The organism is Ruegeria sp. AK11 (assembly GCF_056541095.1).
In genome coordinates this window covers 620,276-638,730 of record NZ_JBQFXU010000001.1, presented here as the reverse complement: position 1 = coordinate 638,730, position 18,455 = coordinate 620,276, and the positions used below count along the sequence as shown (strand labels likewise).

The following is an 18,455-nucleotide window of genomic DNA, read 5'->3' as shown; positions in this document are numbered from 1 at the left end:
CCGCAGGCCAGCTTATTGCGCATTGGGGAAAAACACCTGCTGACCGTCCAGCTGGAAAGAGGCGATCGTCTGCTGCCCGTCGAGCCCGGTCAACCAGTCGATGAAACGCTGACCAGCGGCCGCCCGTACATGCGGATGCTTTTCAGGATTCACGAGGATCACACCATATTGGTTGAATAGACGCGGGTCGCCTTCGACCAGGATCTCAAGATTGCCTCTGTTACCAAAGGACAGCCACGTCGCCCTATCTGTCAGAGTGTACGCGTCCATGCCGCTGGCTACGTTCAGCGTCGCCCCCATACCTGAACCGGTTTCCCGATACCAACTGCCGGACGCGCCGGTTGGGTCAAGCCCCGCAGCCGACCAATGCCGCAGCTCGGCCTTGTGCGTTCCACTGTCATCACCGCGCGACGCAAACGGGGCTTCAGCCTTTGCAATCGCTGTAAGAGCGCTCAGAATGTCGGCACCACCGCGAATTCCAGCGGGATCTGCCTTGGGGCCCACCAATACAAAATCGTTATACATCAGGTCCTTCCGCTCCACGCCATATCCATCAGCGACGAATTTCTCTTCGGCGGATTTGGCGTGAACCAGCAGGACGTCTCCGTCACCATTGACGGCATTGCGGATTGCCTGACCGGTTCCTACGGCCACAACGCGCACGTCAATGCCCGACTCGGCCTCGAACCACGGCAGAATATAGTCCAACAGCCCCGAATTCTGGGTGGATGTCGTAGACTGCACGACAATGAACGGTGTCTCTGCCAAGGCCGCATTTGCCGACAGACCAAAGGCTATCACCGCCGCCCGAAGTATTGCGCGGAACATCATTTTCTCCGTTTTATATTTTAGGTAACCAATCCACCCGCGAGGTAGCGACGCGATGCTTCGCTTTCGGGGGTATCCAAAACCTGTTTTGCGGGGCCGTGTTCAACCACATGACCGCCCTGCATCATGACCACATCCGACGCCAAACGACGGGCCTGGCCAATATCATGTGTGACCATCACGATCCGTACACCCCGCGCCGACGCGCGCAGAACCATACGTTCGATCATCTGTGTCGCGCCGGGATCAAGGGCGCTGGTCGGTTCGTCCAGAAACAGTGTTTCGGGCTCCAGCGCCAAGGCACGCAATATGGCCAGCCTCTGGGCCTCGCCGCCCGACAGTGATCGGGCGGATTGCCGGGCCTTACCATCCAGCCCGCCTTCGGCCAGCAACTCGGTGATACGTGCCTTTCTTGCTGTTCGCCCAATGCCCTGTCGTTTGAGGACAAAGCCCAGGTTTGCAGCAACAGACCGTCGCAACAGAACCGGTCTCTGAAACACCATGGCTTGGCGCGCTTTCTGCGCAGCGCCCAGAGGGTTTCCATCCTGCACCACCCGCCCGCGATCCGGCGAAATCAGGCCGTGCAAGCACCGCAGCAACAGACTTTTGCCCGCACCGTTAGGGCCAAGAAGCAACGTCGGCCCTGGACCATCCAGAATCAATGAAGGAACATCCAGCAAAACCTTGCCGTTGCTGCGAATTTGCACATTTTCAACCGTCAGACAGTTCGACATGTCACAGATCACGTCACGCATGGCGCAACCCCTCCTGTTCGGCCCGCAAACTGACCGCGCTGACCATCGCGTTTACGGCAATTGCAATCCCGATCAGGATCGCCCCCAGCGCCAGTGCCAGCGACAGATTTCCCTTCGACGTTTCAAGCGCAATGGTTGTGGTCATCACGCGGGTCACATGATTGATGTTTCCGCCAACGATGATAACCGCGCCCACCTCGGCAATGGCGCGTCCGAAACCGGCAAGCAGGGCCGTGACAAGTGCCAGTCGCGCATCCCACAACAAAACCGGAACCGAGGCCAGCCGTGACACGCCCAAGGACCGCAGCTGTTCAGAATATTCCTCAGCCAACATTTCAACAACCTGTCGCGTCAGAGCCGCGACAATGGGAGTGACCAACACCACCTGCGCGATGATCATGGCGGTCGGAGTGTACAAAAGCTCAAGCACCCCCAAGGGGCCCGAACGGGACAGCATCAGATAGACCAGCAGGCCCACGACAACCGGTGGAAACCCCATCAGTGCATTCATCAGGACGATCAGCATCCGGCGGCCGGGGAACCGGGCGACGGCCAACGCAGCCCCCACGGGCATTCCGATCAGAGCAGAAACCAGCACCGCAAATACGGACACTTTCAGAGACAACAGCACAATTGCCCACAGCTCAGAATCTCCCCCAAGGATCAAGGCAATCGCAGCGCTGAATTCTGATGAAAATTCCTGCATTTTATTCCCTATAGTCGACCCTTCGTATAAAAACGCGTAAGTTTACAGGGAAATACTACTTTATATCGGTGCCAAGTACAGACACAATTCCGACATCCCGAATGCGAAACGCGGCCCCGATTGGGACCGCGCTTTTGACCTTCAAACTAACGGTTAGCGTCAGTTCAGAGCAGCGTCCGTAATCTGGTGCGTCCAGGCCCCTTCAGGTGTCTTGGTGATCACCGGGTCAGAACCTCCGGCCAGCAGGGTACCAACGGTGCGATCAAAATCCGCCGGGTCCAGCGCGCCGTTCGAACCTGCGGTCAACTTGGCGATCTCACCCATCATGCGTTTCTGATGCTCTTCTGTCTGCGCACCCGTTGCATCGTTCTCCAGCACGATATCCGCCGCTTCGTCGGGGTTCTCTTCGGCGTATTTCCAACCTTTCATCGAGGCTCGAACAAACCGCTGCATCTTGTCGGTGAAGGCCGCATCGCTGAGATTTTCTTCCAGAACGTAAAGACCATCTTCCAGCGTCGCGACACCCTGGTCTTCGTATTTGAAGGTTACCAGTTCATCCGGGCTGACACCGGCATCGATGACCTGCCAGTATTCATTGTAGGTCATGGTGCTGATACAATCCGCCTGACGTTGCAGCAGCGGATCGACGTTGAAGCCCTGTTTCAGAACTTCCACACCGTTGTCGCCTTTCCCATCAGTGCTGATGCCCAACTGGCTCATCCAGCTCATGAACGGAAATTCATTGCCAAAGAACCAGACACCCAGCGTGCGATTCTTCAGGTCCTCAGGCGACGAAATACCGGCATCTTTCCAACAGGTCAGCATCATGCCCGAGCTTTTGAACGGCTGGGCGATGTTCACCAACGGCAACCCTTTTTCACGTGCGGCCAGAGCGGCAGGCATCCATTCAACGGTCACATCAGCACCGCCGCCCGCAATCACCTGTGTCGGAGCGATGTCAGGCCCACCGGGCAGAATGGTAACGTCCAGCCCTTCTTCCTCGTAAAAGCCCTTGTCCTTGGCAACGTAGTAGCCCGCGAATTGTGCTTGCGTGACCCATTTCAGTTGCAGTGTCACTTCATCCGCCGCCAGCGCCGTACTGGCTGCCAGACCAAAGGCGGCAACCGCCCCGCTGAATAGCTTGTTCATCTTCATTTCTCCTAGTTGCTTGTTGCGCCCCGATTTTCAGGGTCTGTTGATTTTCTTCGTCTTATCCGCGTTGTGAGGGGTGCCAGAACGTCACCACTTTTTCGATTCCCGCCACCAGGCCATAAAAGGCCGTACCCGCGATAGCGGCAACAACGATTTCGGCCCAGACCATGTCCAACGACAATTGACCGACGCTGGTGGAAATCCGAAATCCCATACCGAGCGTTGGCGATCCGAAGAATTCCGCCACGATGGCGCCAATCAAAGCCAAAGTTGTCGAAATCTTCAACCCGTTGAAAATGAAAGGCATCGCCGCAGGCAGCCGCAGCTTCAGAAAGCTCTGCCAATAGCTTGCAGCATAGGTTTCCATCAAGTCACGCTGCATTGCGGTGGCCTCGCGCAGACCGGCCACGGTATTGACCAGCATCGGAAAGAACACCATCACAACGACCACCGCCGCTTTGGAATGCCAATCAAACCCGAACCACATGACCAGAATGGGTGCCGTTCCCACAATGGGCAAAGCCGCGACGAAATTTCCCACTGGCAATAGCCCCAAACGCAGGAAATCCCACCGATCGACGGCAATCGCCAAAAGGAAGGCCGATCCACAGCCGATGACATATCCGCTGAGCGCTCCTTTCAGGATCGTCTGAACAAAGTCGGCCCAAAGAATGTCAAGGCTACCTGCAAATCGCACCGCTATGGCAGACGGTGCCGGTAGAATGACCAGCGGCACTTCAAGCCCACGGACCACCAGCTCCCAGGCTCCGACAATGGTCAGACCAAAAATCACCGGTGCCAGAAAGCGCACCATCTGGCTGTCGGCTTGCGGGCCACTGGCCAATCGGCTGTTCAACCACCAGCCGAAAGCCCACAGCAGCAAAGCAAAGACAACCAACATCATTGCGCCATCCCCATCCGCTTCAGAACCAACCGTTCAATCAATCCCAACAAACCGACCAGGCAGGCGGCCAGAATGGCCGCAGCAAACAGCGCTGACCATATCTGCACGGTTTGACCATAGTAACTGCCTGCCAGCAACCGAGCACCCAATCCTGCGACAGCGCCTGTCGGCAGCTCACCCACGATTGCGCCGACCAACGACGCCGCAATACCGATCTTCAACGAGGTGAACAGGTATGGCATCGACGCCGGCAGGCGCAGTTTCCAAAACCCCTGCGATTGGCTGGCATTATAAGTCCGCAACAGGTCAAGTTGCATTGCGTCAGGGCTGCGCAACCCTTTCACCATGCCGACGACCACCGGGAAAAAACTCAGATACGCTGAGATGATCGCCTTGGGAATGATCCCCTGAACCCCGACCGAGTAAAGAACCACGATAATCATCGGTGCCAAAGCGATAATCGGGATCGTCTGGCTAACGATAGCCCATGGCATGACCGACAAATCCATCACGCGGCTATGCACGATCCCAACGGCCAACAGGACACCCAGCCCGGTCCCGATGACAAAGCCCAGCATCGTAGCGCTGAGTGTCACCCACCCATGAAAGATCAGCGATCTCTTCGAGTTGATTTTCTTCAGAACAGTTGTATCCCACAGTTCAATCGCCACCTGATGAGGTGATGGCAAACGGGGCTTGCCTTGCTCCCAAGTTGCTGGAATCGCGAACGAATTATTCAGAACCAGACCGAACTCTCCCAGATCCCGGCGCGCACTTGCGGTGGGTGGCTGAACCTCGGCACCGCCACGTTCAAGCTCGGTCAAAACCCCTTTGATGTTCATCGGAACGCAAGCGACATACCAAAACAGAACGATCACGGCGACGACGGTGAAAACGGCAATGATCTGCTTCATGCGTGCCACTCCATTCGATAGACGGGCACTGTATTCGGCGGTACGGGTGGTTCTTCGGCAGTTACCTCGAACCCTTCACGGCGGTAAAACCTCTGCGCCGCCTGATTGGGTTTGTGTGTTGTCAGCCAAAGATGGGTCCGACCCTGCTTCGCCTTGGCAACGAAACGCTTGCCAATTCCCTGCCCCGTCCGGCTGCAATACAACGCACCGATTTTACACTGCGCCGGATCTATGGACATGTAGCAATCAACCGGATCACCCGCGACCCAGATCTCGCGACTGTCGAACGCTTCATGGATCAGGATCGACAATTCCTCCACCGGCAATTCATCAGGCATCCAGTCCGTCTGCCAGGCCCAGTTGCAAATCACACGAGCACAAGCCGGCACGTCACTTACCACGGCCCGTCTGATGGTTTCTGCCCCCGGATCAGTCGTCATAAGAATGCCCCGCCCGCAACCCGTCGCGAACACGATGGGCCACTTCGATGAATTCCGGAGTGTCACGAATGTCCAACGGCCGTTCCTTTGGCAGCGGGCTGTCGATCACATCCGTAATCCGCCCCGGCCGCGGGCTCATCACGACAATTTTGGTGCTCAGATATACGGCTTCGGGAATCGAATGCGTCACGAAGCCGATGGTCTTTTCTGTTCTGGCCCAAAGCGCCAGAAGCTGCTCGTTCAAGTGGTCTCGCACAATCTCATCCAAAGCGCCGAACGGCTCATCCATCAACAAGATATCAGCATCAAAGGCCAAAGCCCGGGCGATGCTGGCGCGCTGCTGCATCCCACCGGATAACTGCCAGGGAAACTTTCCTCCAAATCCTTCAAGATCAACCAGTTCCAGGACTTTTCTCACCCTTTCCTCCTGCTCGGATGCGGAATAGCCCATGATCTCAAGCGGCAACTTGATGTTCTTTGCTATGGTGCGCCAGGGATAAAGGCCCGCTGCCTGAAAGACATACCCATAGGCCCTGTTCCGCCGTGCTTCGTCCGCTGTCATTCCGTTGACAGTCAGCGACCCGCCGGTCGGTGTCTCCAAGGCCGCAATACAGCGCAGGAAAGTGGTTTTCCCACAGCCCGAGGGGCCAATGAAACTAACAAATTCACCCTTGTCGATCGTCAGGTTCACGTCTTTCAACGCGTGAACAGGCCCGTCATTGGTTTGAAAGGTGAGGTCAAGCTGCCTTGCTTCGATGACGTGCTGGGTCGTGCTTTCAGTGGTCATTCTACTGCCTTGAAAAGAGTGGTGCCGGGGCCGCCCAGACAGCGGCCCAACGGATCAAACCCCCGTCGCCGGGATACCTGTCCGCTCAACTGGCCGAGGGGCGGTTAGTTCTTTCCACGCGCTCAAAGCCTTGTTGACGGTCGTATTTGCCTCGCGCGCAACGAACTCGCCATGGCCTTCCTGCGTGCGGATTTCACCATCATGTACCGCAACCTGTCCGCGGGTCAGCGTAAAGCGCGGCAGGCCTTTGACCTCTTTGCCCTCAAACACGTTATAGTCAATCGAAGATTGCTGCGTACTGGCTCTGATCGTTTTCGTTTTTTCAGGATCCCACACGACGATATCTGCATCCGCTCCAACAAGGATCGCGCCTTTTTTCGGATAGCAATTCAGTATCTTGGCGATGTTTGTTGAAGTCACCGCAACAAATTCATTGGGCGTCAGGCGTCCGGTATTCACACCATGCGTCCACAGCATCGGCATCCGATCTTCCAGACCGCCGGTCCCGTTCGGGATCTTGGTGAAATCCCCAACTCCAAAGCGTTTCTGTTCGGTCGTAAAGGCGCAATGGTCGGTTGCCACAACACTCAGCGATCCTGATTGCAGGCCATTCCACAAGCTGTCCTGATGCTGCTTATTGCGGAACGGGGGGCTCATGACCCGCCGCGCGGCGTGGTCCCAATCCTGATTGAAATATTCGCTTTCATCCAGAGTCAGATGCTGAATCAACGGTTCGCCCCACACTCTCTTGCCCTGCATTCGGGCCCGACGAATGGCTTCATGAGATTCTTCGCAGGATGTATGAACAACATACAGCGGCACGCCCGCCATATCTGCGATCATAATGGCCCGGTTTGTGGCCTCACCCTCTACTTGCGGCGGTCGGGAATAAGCGTGCGCTTCCGGGCCAGAGTTCCCCTCGGCCAGAAGCTTGGCACTCAGTTCGGCAACGACGTCTCCGTTCTCGGCATGCACCATTGCGATGCCGCCCAGTTCGGCCAAACGCCTGAACGAAGCATAAAGCTCATCGTCATTCACCATCAACGCGCCTTTATAGGCCATGAAATGCTTGAACGTGTTGATGCCGCGCGTCTCGATCACGGTCTTGAGGTCGTCAAATACCTGTTCCCCCCACCATGTCACCGCCATGTGGAACGAGTAGTCGCAATTCGCCCGTGTCGATTTGTTGTCCCAACGCTTCAGGGCATCCAACAGGCTTTCACCCGGATTGGGCAGTGCGAAGTCAACAACCATAGTCGTGCCCCCCGCCAGGGCCGCCCGCGTACCGCTTTCGAAATCATCGCTGGAATAGGTGCCCATGAACGGCATTTCCAGATGGGTATGCGGATCAATCCCACCGGGCATCACATAACAGCCGGTCGCGTCCAGCTCGTTATCACCTTTCAGACCCATCCCGATCCCGGTGATGACGCCGCCTTCGACCAATACATCCGCCTTGTATGACAAATCCGCGGTGACAACGGTTCCGTTTTTTATAACAGTACTCATTTTGAACTCCCTGATGCGGTCTGCGCCGCTTGCTTCATCTGGCCAAAAATATCCCGGGGGAGTCGCCCTTGGGCGACGGGGGCAGCGCCCCCTATTCCACGATTTCGGCAGTCTCGACCACGGCATGCAGCAGGACATCTGCCCCGGCTGCCGCCCAATCCTTGCTGATCTCTTCAGCCTCATTATGGCTCAGCCCGTCGACACAGGGGCACATGACCATGGCGGTCGGGGCCACACGGTTGATCCAGCAGGCATCATGCCCCGCGCCCGAGATGATGTTGGTATGCGAATAGCCCAGCCTTTCAGCCGCATCGCGCACGGCAGACACGCAATCGTCGTCGAACTTCACCGGATCGAAACCGCCGACTTTCTCGAATTCGATCTGCAGGCCCATTTCTTCGACAATATCTTCCGCCGCCACCCGCAGGCGATTTTCCATGTCGGTGATCACCTCCAGCTCGGGCGAGCGGAAATCGACTGTGAAAACGACTTTTCCGGGGATTACGTTGCGAGAATTCGGGAATACGTCGATATGCCCCGCGGCACCCACCGCATGCGGTGCATGAGACCAGGCGATTTCGTCCACTTTCTCAAGAATGCGCGCCATCGCAAGCCCGGCATTCTTGCGCATCGGCATCGGGGTTGAACCGGTATGGGCATCCTTGCCGGTCACCGTGACCTGTGTCCAGCTCAGACCCTGCCCGTGGGTGACGACGCCGATATCCTTGCCCTCGGCTTCAAGGATCGGGCCCTGTTCGATGTGCAACTCAAAGAAAGCGCGCATCTTGCGCGCGCCAACTTCTTCTTCGCCGCGCCAACCGATCCGGTTCAGTTCATCCCCGAATTTCTTACCCTCGGCATCTTCACGGTCATACGCCCAGTCCTGCGTGTGCATTCCCGCAAAGACGCCAGACGACAGCATGGCAGGCGCATATCGCGTCCCTTCCTCGTTGGTCCAGTTGGTTGCCACGATGGGATGTTTTGTCTTGATCCCGAGGTCATTGAGCGTGCGGATGATTTCCAGCCCGCCCAGAACGCCCAGAACGCCGTCATATTTTCCGCCAGTCGGTTGCGTATCCAGATGCGATCCCACATAGACCGGCAAAGCGTCCGGGTCGGTGCCCTCACGATGCGCAAACATGTTGCCCATCTGGTCCAGCCCCATGGTGCATCCAGCCTCTTCACACCATTTCTGGAACAAGGCGCGGCCTTCGGCGTCCTCGTCAGTCAGAGTTTGCCGGTTATTCCCCCCCGCGACACCGGGTCCGATCTTGGCCATCTCCATCAGGCTGTCCCACAACCTGTCGCCATTGATCCTGAGATTCTGCGCCGGAGCTGCCATTGTCTTATTCCCTGTTTGCTTGCGATTTTGCTCGCTATTGGTGTCTTGATTTGACCAACTGGTCAAACTCACGCTATCACGGGTTCGGTATCAGTCAAGAAATTGCGCGGCAAAGCCTGATATTTCAGTGTAATCCGCGCCTATCCGACGAAAAAAGAGACACACTGAAATCATGCCGAATGACCGCGCACCGACTCGAATCCAGAAGAAGAACCGAGCCGCGATTCTCGAGGCTGCCCTGAATGTGTTTTCTGCACACGGGTTTCGTGGGGCAACCGTCGATCAGATTGCTGCCGAGGCGGGGTTGAGCAAACCCAATCTCCTCTACTATTTCGCGTCGAAAGAGGCGATCCACACCGAATTGCTTTCGGGCTTGCTGGAAACCTGGCTGGCGCCCCTGCACGATCTGGATGAGACCGGTGATCCGATGGAGGAAATGCTGGCCTATATTCGCCGGAAACTGCAAATGAGTCAGGTGCTACCACGGGAAAGCCGCCTTTTTGCCAATGAGCTTGTGCAAGGCGCGCCCCGCATTCACGACGCTTTGTCCCATGATCTCAAACAACTGGTTGACGAAAAGGTCACCATTCTCACCAATTGGATGGATCAAGGCAAAATCGCGCGGTTGCACCCTTATCATTTGATGTTTTCGATCTGGGCGCTGACACAGCATTATGCCGATTTCGACGTTCAGGTGCGGGCTATTCTGGGTGACGAAAACCCGTTTGAAGGTGCGGAACCCTTTGTAGAGACGTTGTACCGAAAGCTCCTGACGCCATGAATGCAGGGGCCGCGTCAGCGGCCCCTCGGGGATATTCCCTGTCTCGATCATTCCGCTGCTTTGGCCATCGGATTGTTCGGGTGCGTGGTCCAGTTCGCGTAGGTCGGCTGAACCTCTTTCCCGGTGCGCGGATCGATTTCACCTGCCGCCATCGGCACCATCGAAATACAGCCTTCCACCGGGCAGACATCAACGCAGAGGTTACAGGCGACGCATTCGTCATCCATCACCTCGAACACACGCTCATCCGACATTGAAATCGCCTGATGGCTGGTATCTTCACAGGCGGCATAGCATCGGCCGCATTTGATGCACTGGTCCTGATCAATCTTGGCTTTGGCGATGTAGTTCAGGTTCAGGTATTGCCAATCGGTGACATTGGGCACCGCGCGTCCGATCACCTCATCAATGCTGGTATACCCCTTTTCATCCATCCATTCCGACAGACCTGCAGTCAATTCATCAATGATCTTGAACCCATAGGTCATCGCAGCGGTACAGACCTGCACCGTGCCACATCCCAGAGAGATAAACTCGGCCGCATCACGCCATGTGGTGACACCCCCGATGCCCGAGATTGGCATGCCATGCGTCGCCTCGGCCCGAGCGATTTCGGACACCATCGACAGGGCGATCGGCTTCACGGCAGGGCCGCAATATCCTCCGTGGCTGCCCTTGCCATCAATCGAGGGTTCCGGGCTGAACGTGTCCAGATTTACGCTGGTGATCGAATTGATCGTGTTGATAAGCGACACCGCATCCGCGCCACCATTTCTGGCCGCCGCCGCAGGTTTCCGGATATCGGTGATATTCGGTGTCAGTTTCACGATGACCGGACGGTCATAGTATTGCTTGCACCAACGGGTGACCATTTCGATATATTCCGGAACCTGCCCTACGGCGGACCCCATACCGCGCTCGCTCATCCCGTGCGGGCAACCGAAGTTCAGTTCGATTCCGTCCGCGCCGGTTTCAGCCACGCGCGGCAGAATGGCTTTCCAGGCCTCTTCTTCGCAGGGCACCATGATCGAAGCGATCAGGGCGCGATCCGGATAGTCGGACTTGACCCGCGCCATTTCCTCGAGGTTCACCTCAAGCGGGCGGTCGGTGATCAGTTCGATATTGTTCAGTCCCAGCAAACGGCGGTCGGCACCGTAGATCGCGCCATACCGCGGGCCGTTCACATTTACGACCGGCGGTCCCTCGGACCCCAGTGTCTTCCACACAACACCGCCCCAACCGGCCTCAAACGCACGACGAACATTGTATTCCTTGTCCGTCGGCGGCGCAGAGGCCAGCCAGTAAGGGTTGGGGCTGGAAATGCCCAGAAAGTTAGTCGTCAGATCGGCCATGGCTTCTCCCTTCCCGGCTCAGCCGGATTTTTTGAATATCATTTCGGTCGGACGTATGCGCCCGGCCTTGAGGTTTTTGACATAGTTCTGGAACTTTTCGGGTGCCGTCTCGCCCATCATCAGATGAATGCCCAGCGGTGCCGGGCCGGATTCGGCAATCTTTGCAAAGACGTCCTCGAAGAACTGTATCGCGAATTCGGTGCGATCCGTTTCTGTCACCAGTTCAAGACCCGCGGCGCTTGCCGCAGACTTGTAAACATCCGGCGCATCCACGAACGAGGTTTCGGCAACAGTGGACCACGGCAGAGGGAAAGCCAGCGGCTCGTCCACGTCTCCGGCCATCACATCGAACAGGGCAAAAGTACCGCCCTTGGCTAGCGCCCGCGACACTTCGGCGAACAGCTCGGCCTTGTCCATAATGTTCATGCCCACATGCATCATGACAGCCAGATCGAACCCAGCATCCGGCACCGGCATCTCCAAGGCACTGCCCACATGAAAGCTGGTTTTCGAGGAATGCCCGACCATATCGCTGAGCACCCTGGCGGTTTCAACGAATTCCGGTGTCAGATCGACGCCCGTTACCGTCGAGTCATAGCGATCCACAACATAGCGAGAGGTTCCGCCGATACCGCATCCGACATCCAGAACGCGCGTCGCATGGGTCGGCGACAACTGCGCAAACAGGTTGTTGGTCGCCAGAACGCCGCCCGTATGGAACTCGTCCCCTGCTTTCAGGTCTGCGACCGTGGCCGCATCCGGATCGATACCGCTGGCCTCAAGCGCCGCGCGGACGCGGTCGGTCAGTGCTCCGGTGGTGTAGTGTTGCGCTACGGCTTGTTCGATCTGGGACATAGGAATACCTCAGCAGCGAAAGGAATGGGGTGAATACCCCATCCTATCACGAAACCAGCGTCGCGTGGATGTCCATCGCTGCATCCCGGCCTTCGGCAACAGCCGTAACGGTCAGGTCTTCGCCCCCCGCCGCGCAATCTCCGCCTGCCCAGACACCGGCCACAGAAGTGCGTCCCGCACCGCTGACAGCGATCTTGTTGCCGTCCAGCTTCAGCCCTTCCGGCGCACCTTCCAGCGTCTGACCGATGGCCTTGAGAATCTGGTCTGCCCGCAGCCGGACCGTTTCACCGGTTCCGGTGAGTTGGCCGTTCTGGCTTGAGGTATATTCCAGCTCAATCTCGGCGGCAGTCCCATTGCCGTGTACCGCCACCGGCTGCACGTTGGTCAAGATCTGAACCCCGTGCGAGGCTGCCAGATCCTGCTCGTACCGGCTGGCACCCATGGCGTCGCGGCCCCGGCGATAGGCAATGGTGACATTCTCGGCACCTAACAATTTGGACTTTACCGCTGCGTCCACGGCAGTCATGCCACCGCCAATAACGACGACGTTCCGCCCGACAGGAAGCTGTGCAAGATCACCAGCCTGCCGCACGTCCGAGATGAAATTGACGGCATCCCGCACGCCGTCCTTGTCAACACCATCCGCGCGCAGGGCATTCACCCCGGCAAGTCCGATGGACAGGAACACCGCGTCGTAGTTTTCGACCAGACCATCCAGCGAGATGCCTTCACCCAGAACCGACCCGGTTTCAACCGTGATACCACCGATTTTCAACAGCCAGTCGACCTCGGCCTGCGCAAAATTGTTGGTCGATTTATAGGCGGCAATCCCGTATTCGTTCAGACCGCCCGGTTTGGGCTTGCCTTCGTGGATCACCACGTCATGACCCAGCATGGCAAGACGATGCGCGCAGGCCAGACCGGCAGGCCCTGCCCCCACGACAGCAACAGTCTTCCCGGTTGATGCCGCACGTTCAAACGGATGCGCGCCCGCAGACATAAGATCATCCGTCGCAAAGCGCTGTAGCCGTCCGATCTCGACCGGCTTGCCTTCTGCCGTCTCACGAACACAGGCCTCTTCGCACAGTGTTTCCGTCGGACAGACACGGGCGCACATTCCGCCCAGAATATTCTGCTGAAAGATCGTTCGCCCGGCTGCCTGCGGCTGTCCGGCCTGAATCTGACGGATGAATAGCGGAATATCGATGTCTGTCGGACACGCTGTGACGCAAGGCGCGTCATAGCAGAAATAACAACGGTCTGCTGCAACTGCGGCCTCATGCGGGGCCAATGGCGGATACAGATCGGTGAAATTCGAGGTCAGCTCATCGCTTGAAAGCCGCCCGGCGACGATGCCGGGTGCCATCTGGCCCTGTGCCATCACTCTACTCCCTGTAGATATGTTTGTTATGACCTCAGCTTGCCACAAATAAATTTTTTATCAATTGGTAAAATTTGTCAGATGATCAAAAAATCAAAAATCCGGGCCGCGAAACCCGGGTTTGTTGGCATTTTGGGTGATTTCAGGGCCGAGAAGCTTTCAGACCATTTCGCCAAGATGGCGGGCCTTGGTCCAAACCCGAGCGCCGTCAGGCCCTGCAACCGCCCGCGAGTGCGTTCCGGGCGGCAAGCGCAACCAGTCCCATGTCGAAAATTCTTCCCCAGCTTCTTCGAAGCTGCCGCTTAGGACAAACACTTCCATGCCTTCGCGCGCGTCCAGTTCGACCACGTCCCCAGCCGCCCATGTCCGCACAAAAACGTCCTCATGATCATCTTTGAACAGTTGTACGTCAGAATCGCCATTTATCGAGCGGCGAACCTCGGTCCGGTCTTGCGGGTCGAACTGGTGCAGCTTGACCAGAATGGTCGCGCCCTCCACAGCAGACGGAGTGTGCGAGGACGTCGGAGGGTTGCGAACATAGCTGCCGACGGGAAAATCTCCGGTCTCGTCCTGAAATACACCGTCCAGCACCAGATATTCTTCGCCGCCGTCATGGGTATGGGCGGAAAAGGCGCTGCCGGGCGCAAAGCGGACAATGGTTGTTGCGCGGGCCACCTCATCACCAATCCGGTCCAGCATTTTACGCTCGACGCCAGCCGCAGGGGAAGCGACCCATTCGCTATTGTCAAAATGAACTGCGACCCGTTTTGTGAAATCCGCATTGATCCGCATGTGTAACCCTTTCTGCTACGACCCCTGAAAGAAATGGGATCGCGTGATGAAATTTCAAATTTTCCGCTTTTGACGCCTTGGGCCGCTTGCTGTAATCCGAACTTCAAGGTGCATGGTCAAACACCTGTCGGGAACGGGCATAGATGCAGGCAACGTCACAGACATTCAACATCGCGGTCGTCGGTCAAAACAACCGCCTGCAACACGAAGCCCTGTTGTTTGCGGCTTCACTGCGCCATTCTTCACCGCAATTCGGGGGCAAACTGTTTGTCGCCACGCCCAATCCTGGGCCCCGCTGGAAACAGGACCCCCGCATTCAGGACGAAGATGTTCTGAAAGCCCTGAAACAACTGGATGCTGAAATTCTGCCCTTCGACTCGCATGTATTCGGTGAAAGCTATCCGTACGGCAACAAGATCGAAGCGCTGATGGCTCTGCCGGAAGATGAGCCCTTTGTGTTCTTTGACACCGACACGCTGATCACTGGCGAGATCACATCTGTACCTTTTGACTTCGACCGCCCCAGCGCATCACTGAAGGTTGAAGGGACATGGCCCAAACCAACGCTGTATGGCCCCGGTTTTGACGGTATCTGGCGCGCGCTTTACGCCCGGTTCGGGTTGGATTTCGAAAGCTCGCTGGACACCGATCAACCCCATGACCACTGGCGGCGGTACCTATATTTCAATGCAGGCTATTTCTTCTACAAATGCCCCCGGAAATTTGGAGAGCGTTTTCTGGACTACGCTAGAACAATCCGCGACGAAAACATTCCGGAACTGACTGGCCAAAGCCTGGACCCCTGGCTGGATCAGGCCGCCCTACCCCTTGTCATTCACTCGTTCGGCGGCGGTCGTGATGTTTTACCCTCAGGTTTGCTGGACGGGTCCGTCAGTTGCCACTATCGCCTGTTTCCCTTGCTTTACGCCCGTGAAAGCGACCAAGTGATTGACGTTTTGGAGACCGTCGTCGCTCCAAACAAGGTCAAGAAGGTTCTCAAGCAATACGAGCCACTGAAAAAGATGGTTCTGCAGGGGAAAGGCGCAAAAGTCCGCGCCCTGTTTGACCGGGATCAACTGCCACGACGTGAACAGGCCATCCGCAACACGATCAAAAGCAAGGGCCTCTGGCTGCGCTGACAGGATCGTTGTGCGCAGGCGGGCAATGGCCTACAGATTTCGCAAGACAAATTCCAACAGGAGATTTTCAAGATGTCTGACGGCCCCACCTACGGTTTCGACACGTTGCAAATTCACGCGGGCGCCCGCCCCGACCCGGCGACCGGAGCGCGCCAGACACCCATTTATCAAACCACAGCCTATGTGTTTCGCGATGCAGACCACGCAGCGGCCCTGTTCAACCTGCAAGAGGTGGGCTTTATCTATTCCCGCCTGACCAACCCAACCGTCGCCGTTCTACAGGAACGCGTGGCGACTCTTGAAGGCGGCGTTGGTGCCGTTTGCTGCTCGTCCGGGCACGCGGCCCAGATCATGGCGCTGTTCCCGCTGATGGGTCCGGGTTGCAATGTGGTCGCCTCAACCCGTTTGTACGGCGGCACGGTCACCCAGTTCAGCCAGACAATCAAACGCTTTGGGTGGTCTGCCAAGTTTGTCGACACCGATGATCTGGACGCGGTGAAGGGCGCAATCGATGAAAATACCCGTGCGATTTTCTGCGAGTCCATCGCTAATCCCGGCGGCTATGTGACGGACATCCGTGCACTGGCAGATGTGGCCGATGCGGCGGGCATTCCGCTGATTGTCGATAACACCTCGGCAACACCATATCTGTGCCGCCCGATCGAACACGGAGCGACCCTGGTCGTGCATTCGACCACCAAGTACCTGACTGGCAATGGTACGGTCACCGGCGGTTGCATCGTGGATTCGGGCAAGTTCGACTGGTCGGCAAATGACAAGTTCCCCTCGCTCAGCCAACCCGAACCAGCCTATCATGGACTGAAGTTCCACGAAACGTTCGGACCTTTGGCCTTTACCTTCCACGGCATCGCCATCGGTCTGCGCGATCTGGGCATGACCATGAACCCGCAGGCGGCCCACTACACGCTGATGGGGATCGAAACCCTGTCGCTGCGGATGGAGCGCCACGTGGAGAACGCCCAGAAAATCGCAGCGTGGTTGGAAGCGGATGACCGGGTGGACTACGTCACCTATGCTGGATTGCCGTCATCGCCCTATCAGGATCGGGTCAAAGCTCAGTATCCACGCGGTGCCGGCGCCCTGTTCACATTCGCCGTGAAAGGTGGCTATGACGCCTGTATCAAACTGGTCAACGCGCTGGAGATTTTCAGCCACGTAGCCAATCTGGGCGACGCGCGCTCGCTGATCATTCATTCGGCATCGACCACACACCGTCAATTGACCCCGGAACAGCAGGAAGCCGCGGGCGCAGGTCCGGGCGTGGTGCGCGTATCCATCGGTATCGAAGACGTGAACGATCTGATTGCCGACCTTGATCAGGCCCTGGCCAAAGCAACCGCCTGACCATGACCCAGCACGACACAAACGATCTTGGCCAGCCCATCGGCTTACCGGTTTCGGGTGACTTTCCACGCCCGACACCACCCTATACGCCGATGGTGGGCCGGTATTGTTCCGTCGTGCCCCTTGATGTGAACAGGCACGCGCCCGGACTGTTCCGGGCGTTTGCAAAGGACACGGATGGCCGCAACTGGACGTACCTGCCTTACGGCCCGTTTGCTGGCGAACCTGAGTTCGAAGACTGGGCGCGCGCCAACTGCATGGGCGCGGACCCGATGTTCCAAACCGTTCTGGACGGTGATGACATACCGTTGGGCATGGCTTCATATTTGCGGATCGAACCCGCTGCCGGAGCGATTGAGGTCGGGCATATCCACTTTTCACCACTGCTTCAGCGCAAACCGCAATCAACCGAAGTCATGTATCTGATGATGCGGCGCGTGTTCGATGAACTGGGTTACCGGCGTTACGAATGGAAATGCGACGCGCTGAATGGTCCGTCGCGCAGTGCGGCAGAGCGGCTTGGGTTCACCTTCGAAGGCGTGTTTCGCCAAGCAACCCACTACAAAGGGCGCAACCGCGACACAGCCTGGTATTCAATCATAGATACCGAATGGCCACGCATCCGTGATGCTTTCGAGGCCTGGTTGTCACCCGACAATTTCGACGCTTCGGGCCAGCAACGAAAACCGCTGACGGCCCGCGCGACAGGTTGAATTCATTCCGAGATCTCGAACACCATCGAGACGCTGACAGACACCGAAACCTCACCACTTGCGACAGGAACACCCCCTGCGTCAGCCATGCTCATCATGCGCATCTCGGGCATCGGGCGCACGCCCCCCGTTTGTTCCGAAATCGTTTGCACCGCGCCAAGGGTTACACCCGCCGCCTGTGCCAGCTGCTCGGCCTTGGCCATAGCTTCGCCGACAGCTTGCGCGCGCGCTTGGGCTTCGATTGGTTTGGTATCCTGCACCCCAAAGCTCAATCCACCAAAATCGTTGGCGCCATCCTGAATGACCGCATCCATGATGCTTCCAAGTTTGGACAGATCACGCACACGTACAAACACGCGGTTCGAGGCAGCAAACCCCGAGATTTCCGGTGTTTCTCCATTCTGCCCGTGCCGCCCAGACCAAACAGGGGAAAGCGACAGATCGCGGGTCTGAATATCGCGGTCTTCAATCCCCATCCCGGTCAGGCGCGCAAGAACCTTCGCAACTGCGTCCGAGGTGGCCTGCATCGCTGCTGAAGCCTCGGCATTTTCATTTGTCACACCCAATGTGATCGTCGCCATATCGGGGGCAACATCGATGGTTCCGGTTGCGTCAACGGTGATGCGACGTTCTTCCGCATGGGCAAGTCCAGCGGTCGTTGCGGCCATCATTGCGGCCAGAAAAGCGAATGTCTTCAATGTTATCACTCCGATTTGCTTGCGTTAAAGATGGGTCGGCGA

Annotated in this window: 19 protein-coding genes; 4 read left to right on the top strand and 15 right to left on the bottom strand. The window is 57.3% G+C overall.

All coding sequences use genetic code 11. From position 1 onward, the window contains the following. Window positions 1-12: 12 nt before the first annotated feature. The 10 genes from ACR0D9_RS03245 to ACR0D9_RS03200 all read right to left on the bottom strand — a co-directional run bounded on the left by ACR0D9_RS03245 (window position 13) and on the right by ACR0D9_RS03200 (window position 9,337). Entirely contained in the window at window positions 13-828 is an 816-nt protein-coding gene (locus ACR0D9_RS03245) for an ABC transporter substrate-binding protein (protein ID WP_480485908.1), read from the bottom strand. A gap of 20 nt (window positions 829-848) precedes the next feature. Continuing rightward, window positions 849-1,583, bottom strand: a complete 735-nt coding sequence (locus ACR0D9_RS03240) for an ATP-binding cassette domain-containing protein (RefSeq protein ID WP_480537656.1) — start codon at window positions 1,581-1,583, stop codon at window positions 849-851. Continuing rightward, on the bottom strand, window positions 1,576-2,289 hold the full coding sequence (locus ACR0D9_RS03235) for an ABC transporter permease (RefSeq protein WP_480485912.1): 714 nt from the start codon (window positions 2,287-2,289) through the stop codon (window positions 1,576-1,578). Before ACR0D9_RS03235 ends, ACR0D9_RS03240 begins: the two co-directional genes overlap by 8 nt. Window positions 2,290-2,448: 159 nt before the next feature. Further along, a complete protein-coding gene (locus ACR0D9_RS03230) occupies window positions 2,449-3,438 on the bottom strand; it encodes an ABC transporter substrate-binding protein (protein WP_480476654.1) in 990 nt (329 codons plus the stop codon). A 61-nt stretch (window positions 3,439-3,499) separates the two neighbouring features. Continuing rightward, entirely contained in the window at window positions 3,500-4,345 is an 846-nt protein-coding gene (locus ACR0D9_RS03225; RefSeq protein WP_480485914.1) for an ABC transporter permease, read from the bottom strand. Next, complete coding sequence (locus ACR0D9_RS03220) at window positions 4,342-5,259, bottom strand: ABC transporter permease (RefSeq protein WP_480537654.1); 918 nt, start codon at window positions 5,257-5,259, stop codon at window positions 4,342-4,344. The genes ACR0D9_RS03225 and ACR0D9_RS03220 overlap by 4 nt, the downstream gene beginning before the upstream one ends. Next, window positions 5,256-5,699: a GNAT family N-acetyltransferase gene (locus ACR0D9_RS03215; protein WP_480537652.1), complete on the bottom strand. Its 444-nt coding sequence runs from the start codon at window positions 5,697-5,699 to the stop codon at window positions 5,256-5,258. Before ACR0D9_RS03215 ends, ACR0D9_RS03220 begins: the two co-directional genes overlap by 4 nt. Beyond that, window positions 5,689-6,486, bottom strand: coding sequence for an ABC transporter ATP-binding protein (locus tag ACR0D9_RS03210; RefSeq protein WP_209595940.1), 798 nt, complete (start codon window positions 6,484-6,486; stop codon window positions 5,689-5,691). Before ACR0D9_RS03210 ends, ACR0D9_RS03215 begins: the two co-directional genes overlap by 11 nt. A 54-nt stretch (window positions 6,487-6,540) precedes the next feature. Next, window positions 6,541-7,995 carry a dihydropyrimidinase gene (gene hydA, locus ACR0D9_RS03205; protein WP_480481340.1) on the bottom strand — a complete coding sequence of 485 codons (1,455 nt, stop codon included), beginning with the start codon at window positions 7,993-7,995 and terminating at the stop codon, window positions 6,541-6,543. A gap of 91 nt (window positions 7,996-8,086) precedes the next feature. Beyond that, a complete protein-coding gene (locus tag ACR0D9_RS03200) occupies window positions 8,087-9,337 on the bottom strand; it encodes a Zn-dependent hydrolase (RefSeq protein WP_480537650.1) in 1,251 nt (416 codons plus the stop codon). Between the two features lie 172 nt (window positions 9,338-9,509). Here ACR0D9_RS03200 and ACR0D9_RS03195 point away from each other — a divergent pair, with 172 nt between their 5' ends. After that, window positions 9,510-10,118 carry a TetR family transcriptional regulator C-terminal domain-containing protein gene (locus tag ACR0D9_RS03195; RefSeq protein ID WP_480537648.1) on the top strand — a complete coding sequence of 203 codons (609 nt, stop codon included), beginning with the start codon at window positions 9,510-9,512 and terminating at the stop codon, window positions 10,116-10,118. 47 nt (window positions 10,119-10,165) lie between these two features. Here the strand turns inward: ACR0D9_RS03195 and preA are convergent, their stop codons facing one another. From preA to ACR0D9_RS03175, 4 genes are all read right to left on the bottom strand, one after another. Next, entirely contained in the window at window positions 10,166-11,470 is a 1,305-nt protein-coding gene (gene preA, locus ACR0D9_RS03190) for an NAD-dependent dihydropyrimidine dehydrogenase subunit PreA (protein WP_480485924.1), read from the bottom strand. A gap of 18 nt (window positions 11,471-11,488) precedes the next feature. Beyond that, on the bottom strand, window positions 11,489-12,325 hold the full coding sequence (locus ACR0D9_RS03185; RefSeq protein WP_480537646.1) for a class I SAM-dependent methyltransferase: 837 nt from the start codon (window positions 12,323-12,325) through the stop codon (window positions 11,489-11,491). Between the two features lie 46 nt (window positions 12,326-12,371). Next, complete coding sequence (locus ACR0D9_RS03180; protein ID WP_480537644.1) at window positions 12,372-13,706, bottom strand: NAD(P)-dependent oxidoreductase; 1,335 nt, start codon at window positions 13,704-13,706, stop codon at window positions 12,372-12,374. 159 nt (window positions 13,707-13,865) lie between these two features. Next, the gene (locus ACR0D9_RS03175; RefSeq protein ID WP_480537642.1) at window positions 13,866-14,498 is read right to left on the bottom strand and encodes a cupin domain-containing protein; all 633 of its coding nucleotides are present in this window, start codon (window positions 14,496-14,498) and stop codon (window positions 13,866-13,868) included. Between the two features lie 143 nt (window positions 14,499-14,641). Between ACR0D9_RS03175 and ACR0D9_RS03170 the strand changes: the two genes are divergently transcribed. From ACR0D9_RS03170 to ACR0D9_RS03160, 3 genes are all read left to right on the top strand, one after another. Further along, window positions 14,642-15,637, top strand: a complete 996-nt coding sequence (locus ACR0D9_RS03170) for a hypothetical protein (protein ID WP_480537640.1) — start codon at window positions 14,642-14,644, stop codon at window positions 15,635-15,637. Between the two features lie 72 nt (window positions 15,638-15,709). After that, on the top strand, window positions 15,710-17,002 hold the full coding sequence (locus tag ACR0D9_RS03165; RefSeq protein ID WP_480516682.1) for an O-acetylhomoserine aminocarboxypropyltransferase/cysteine synthase family protein: 1,293 nt from the start codon (window positions 15,710-15,712) through the stop codon (window positions 17,000-17,002). A gap of 2 nt (window positions 17,003-17,004) precedes the next feature. Then, window positions 17,005-17,715 (top strand): GNAT family N-acetyltransferase, encoded by a 711-nt coding sequence (locus ACR0D9_RS03160; RefSeq protein ID WP_480537638.1) that lies wholly within the window; start codon window positions 17,005-17,007, stop codon window positions 17,713-17,715. A 2-nt stretch (window positions 17,716-17,717) separates the two neighbouring features. Here ACR0D9_RS03160 and ACR0D9_RS03155 read toward each other — a convergent pair whose 3' ends face one another. After that, entirely contained in the window at window positions 17,718-18,422 is a 705-nt protein-coding gene (locus tag ACR0D9_RS03155; RefSeq protein WP_480537636.1) for an SIMPL domain-containing protein, read from the bottom strand. Window positions 18,423-18,455: the final 33 nt, after the last annotated feature.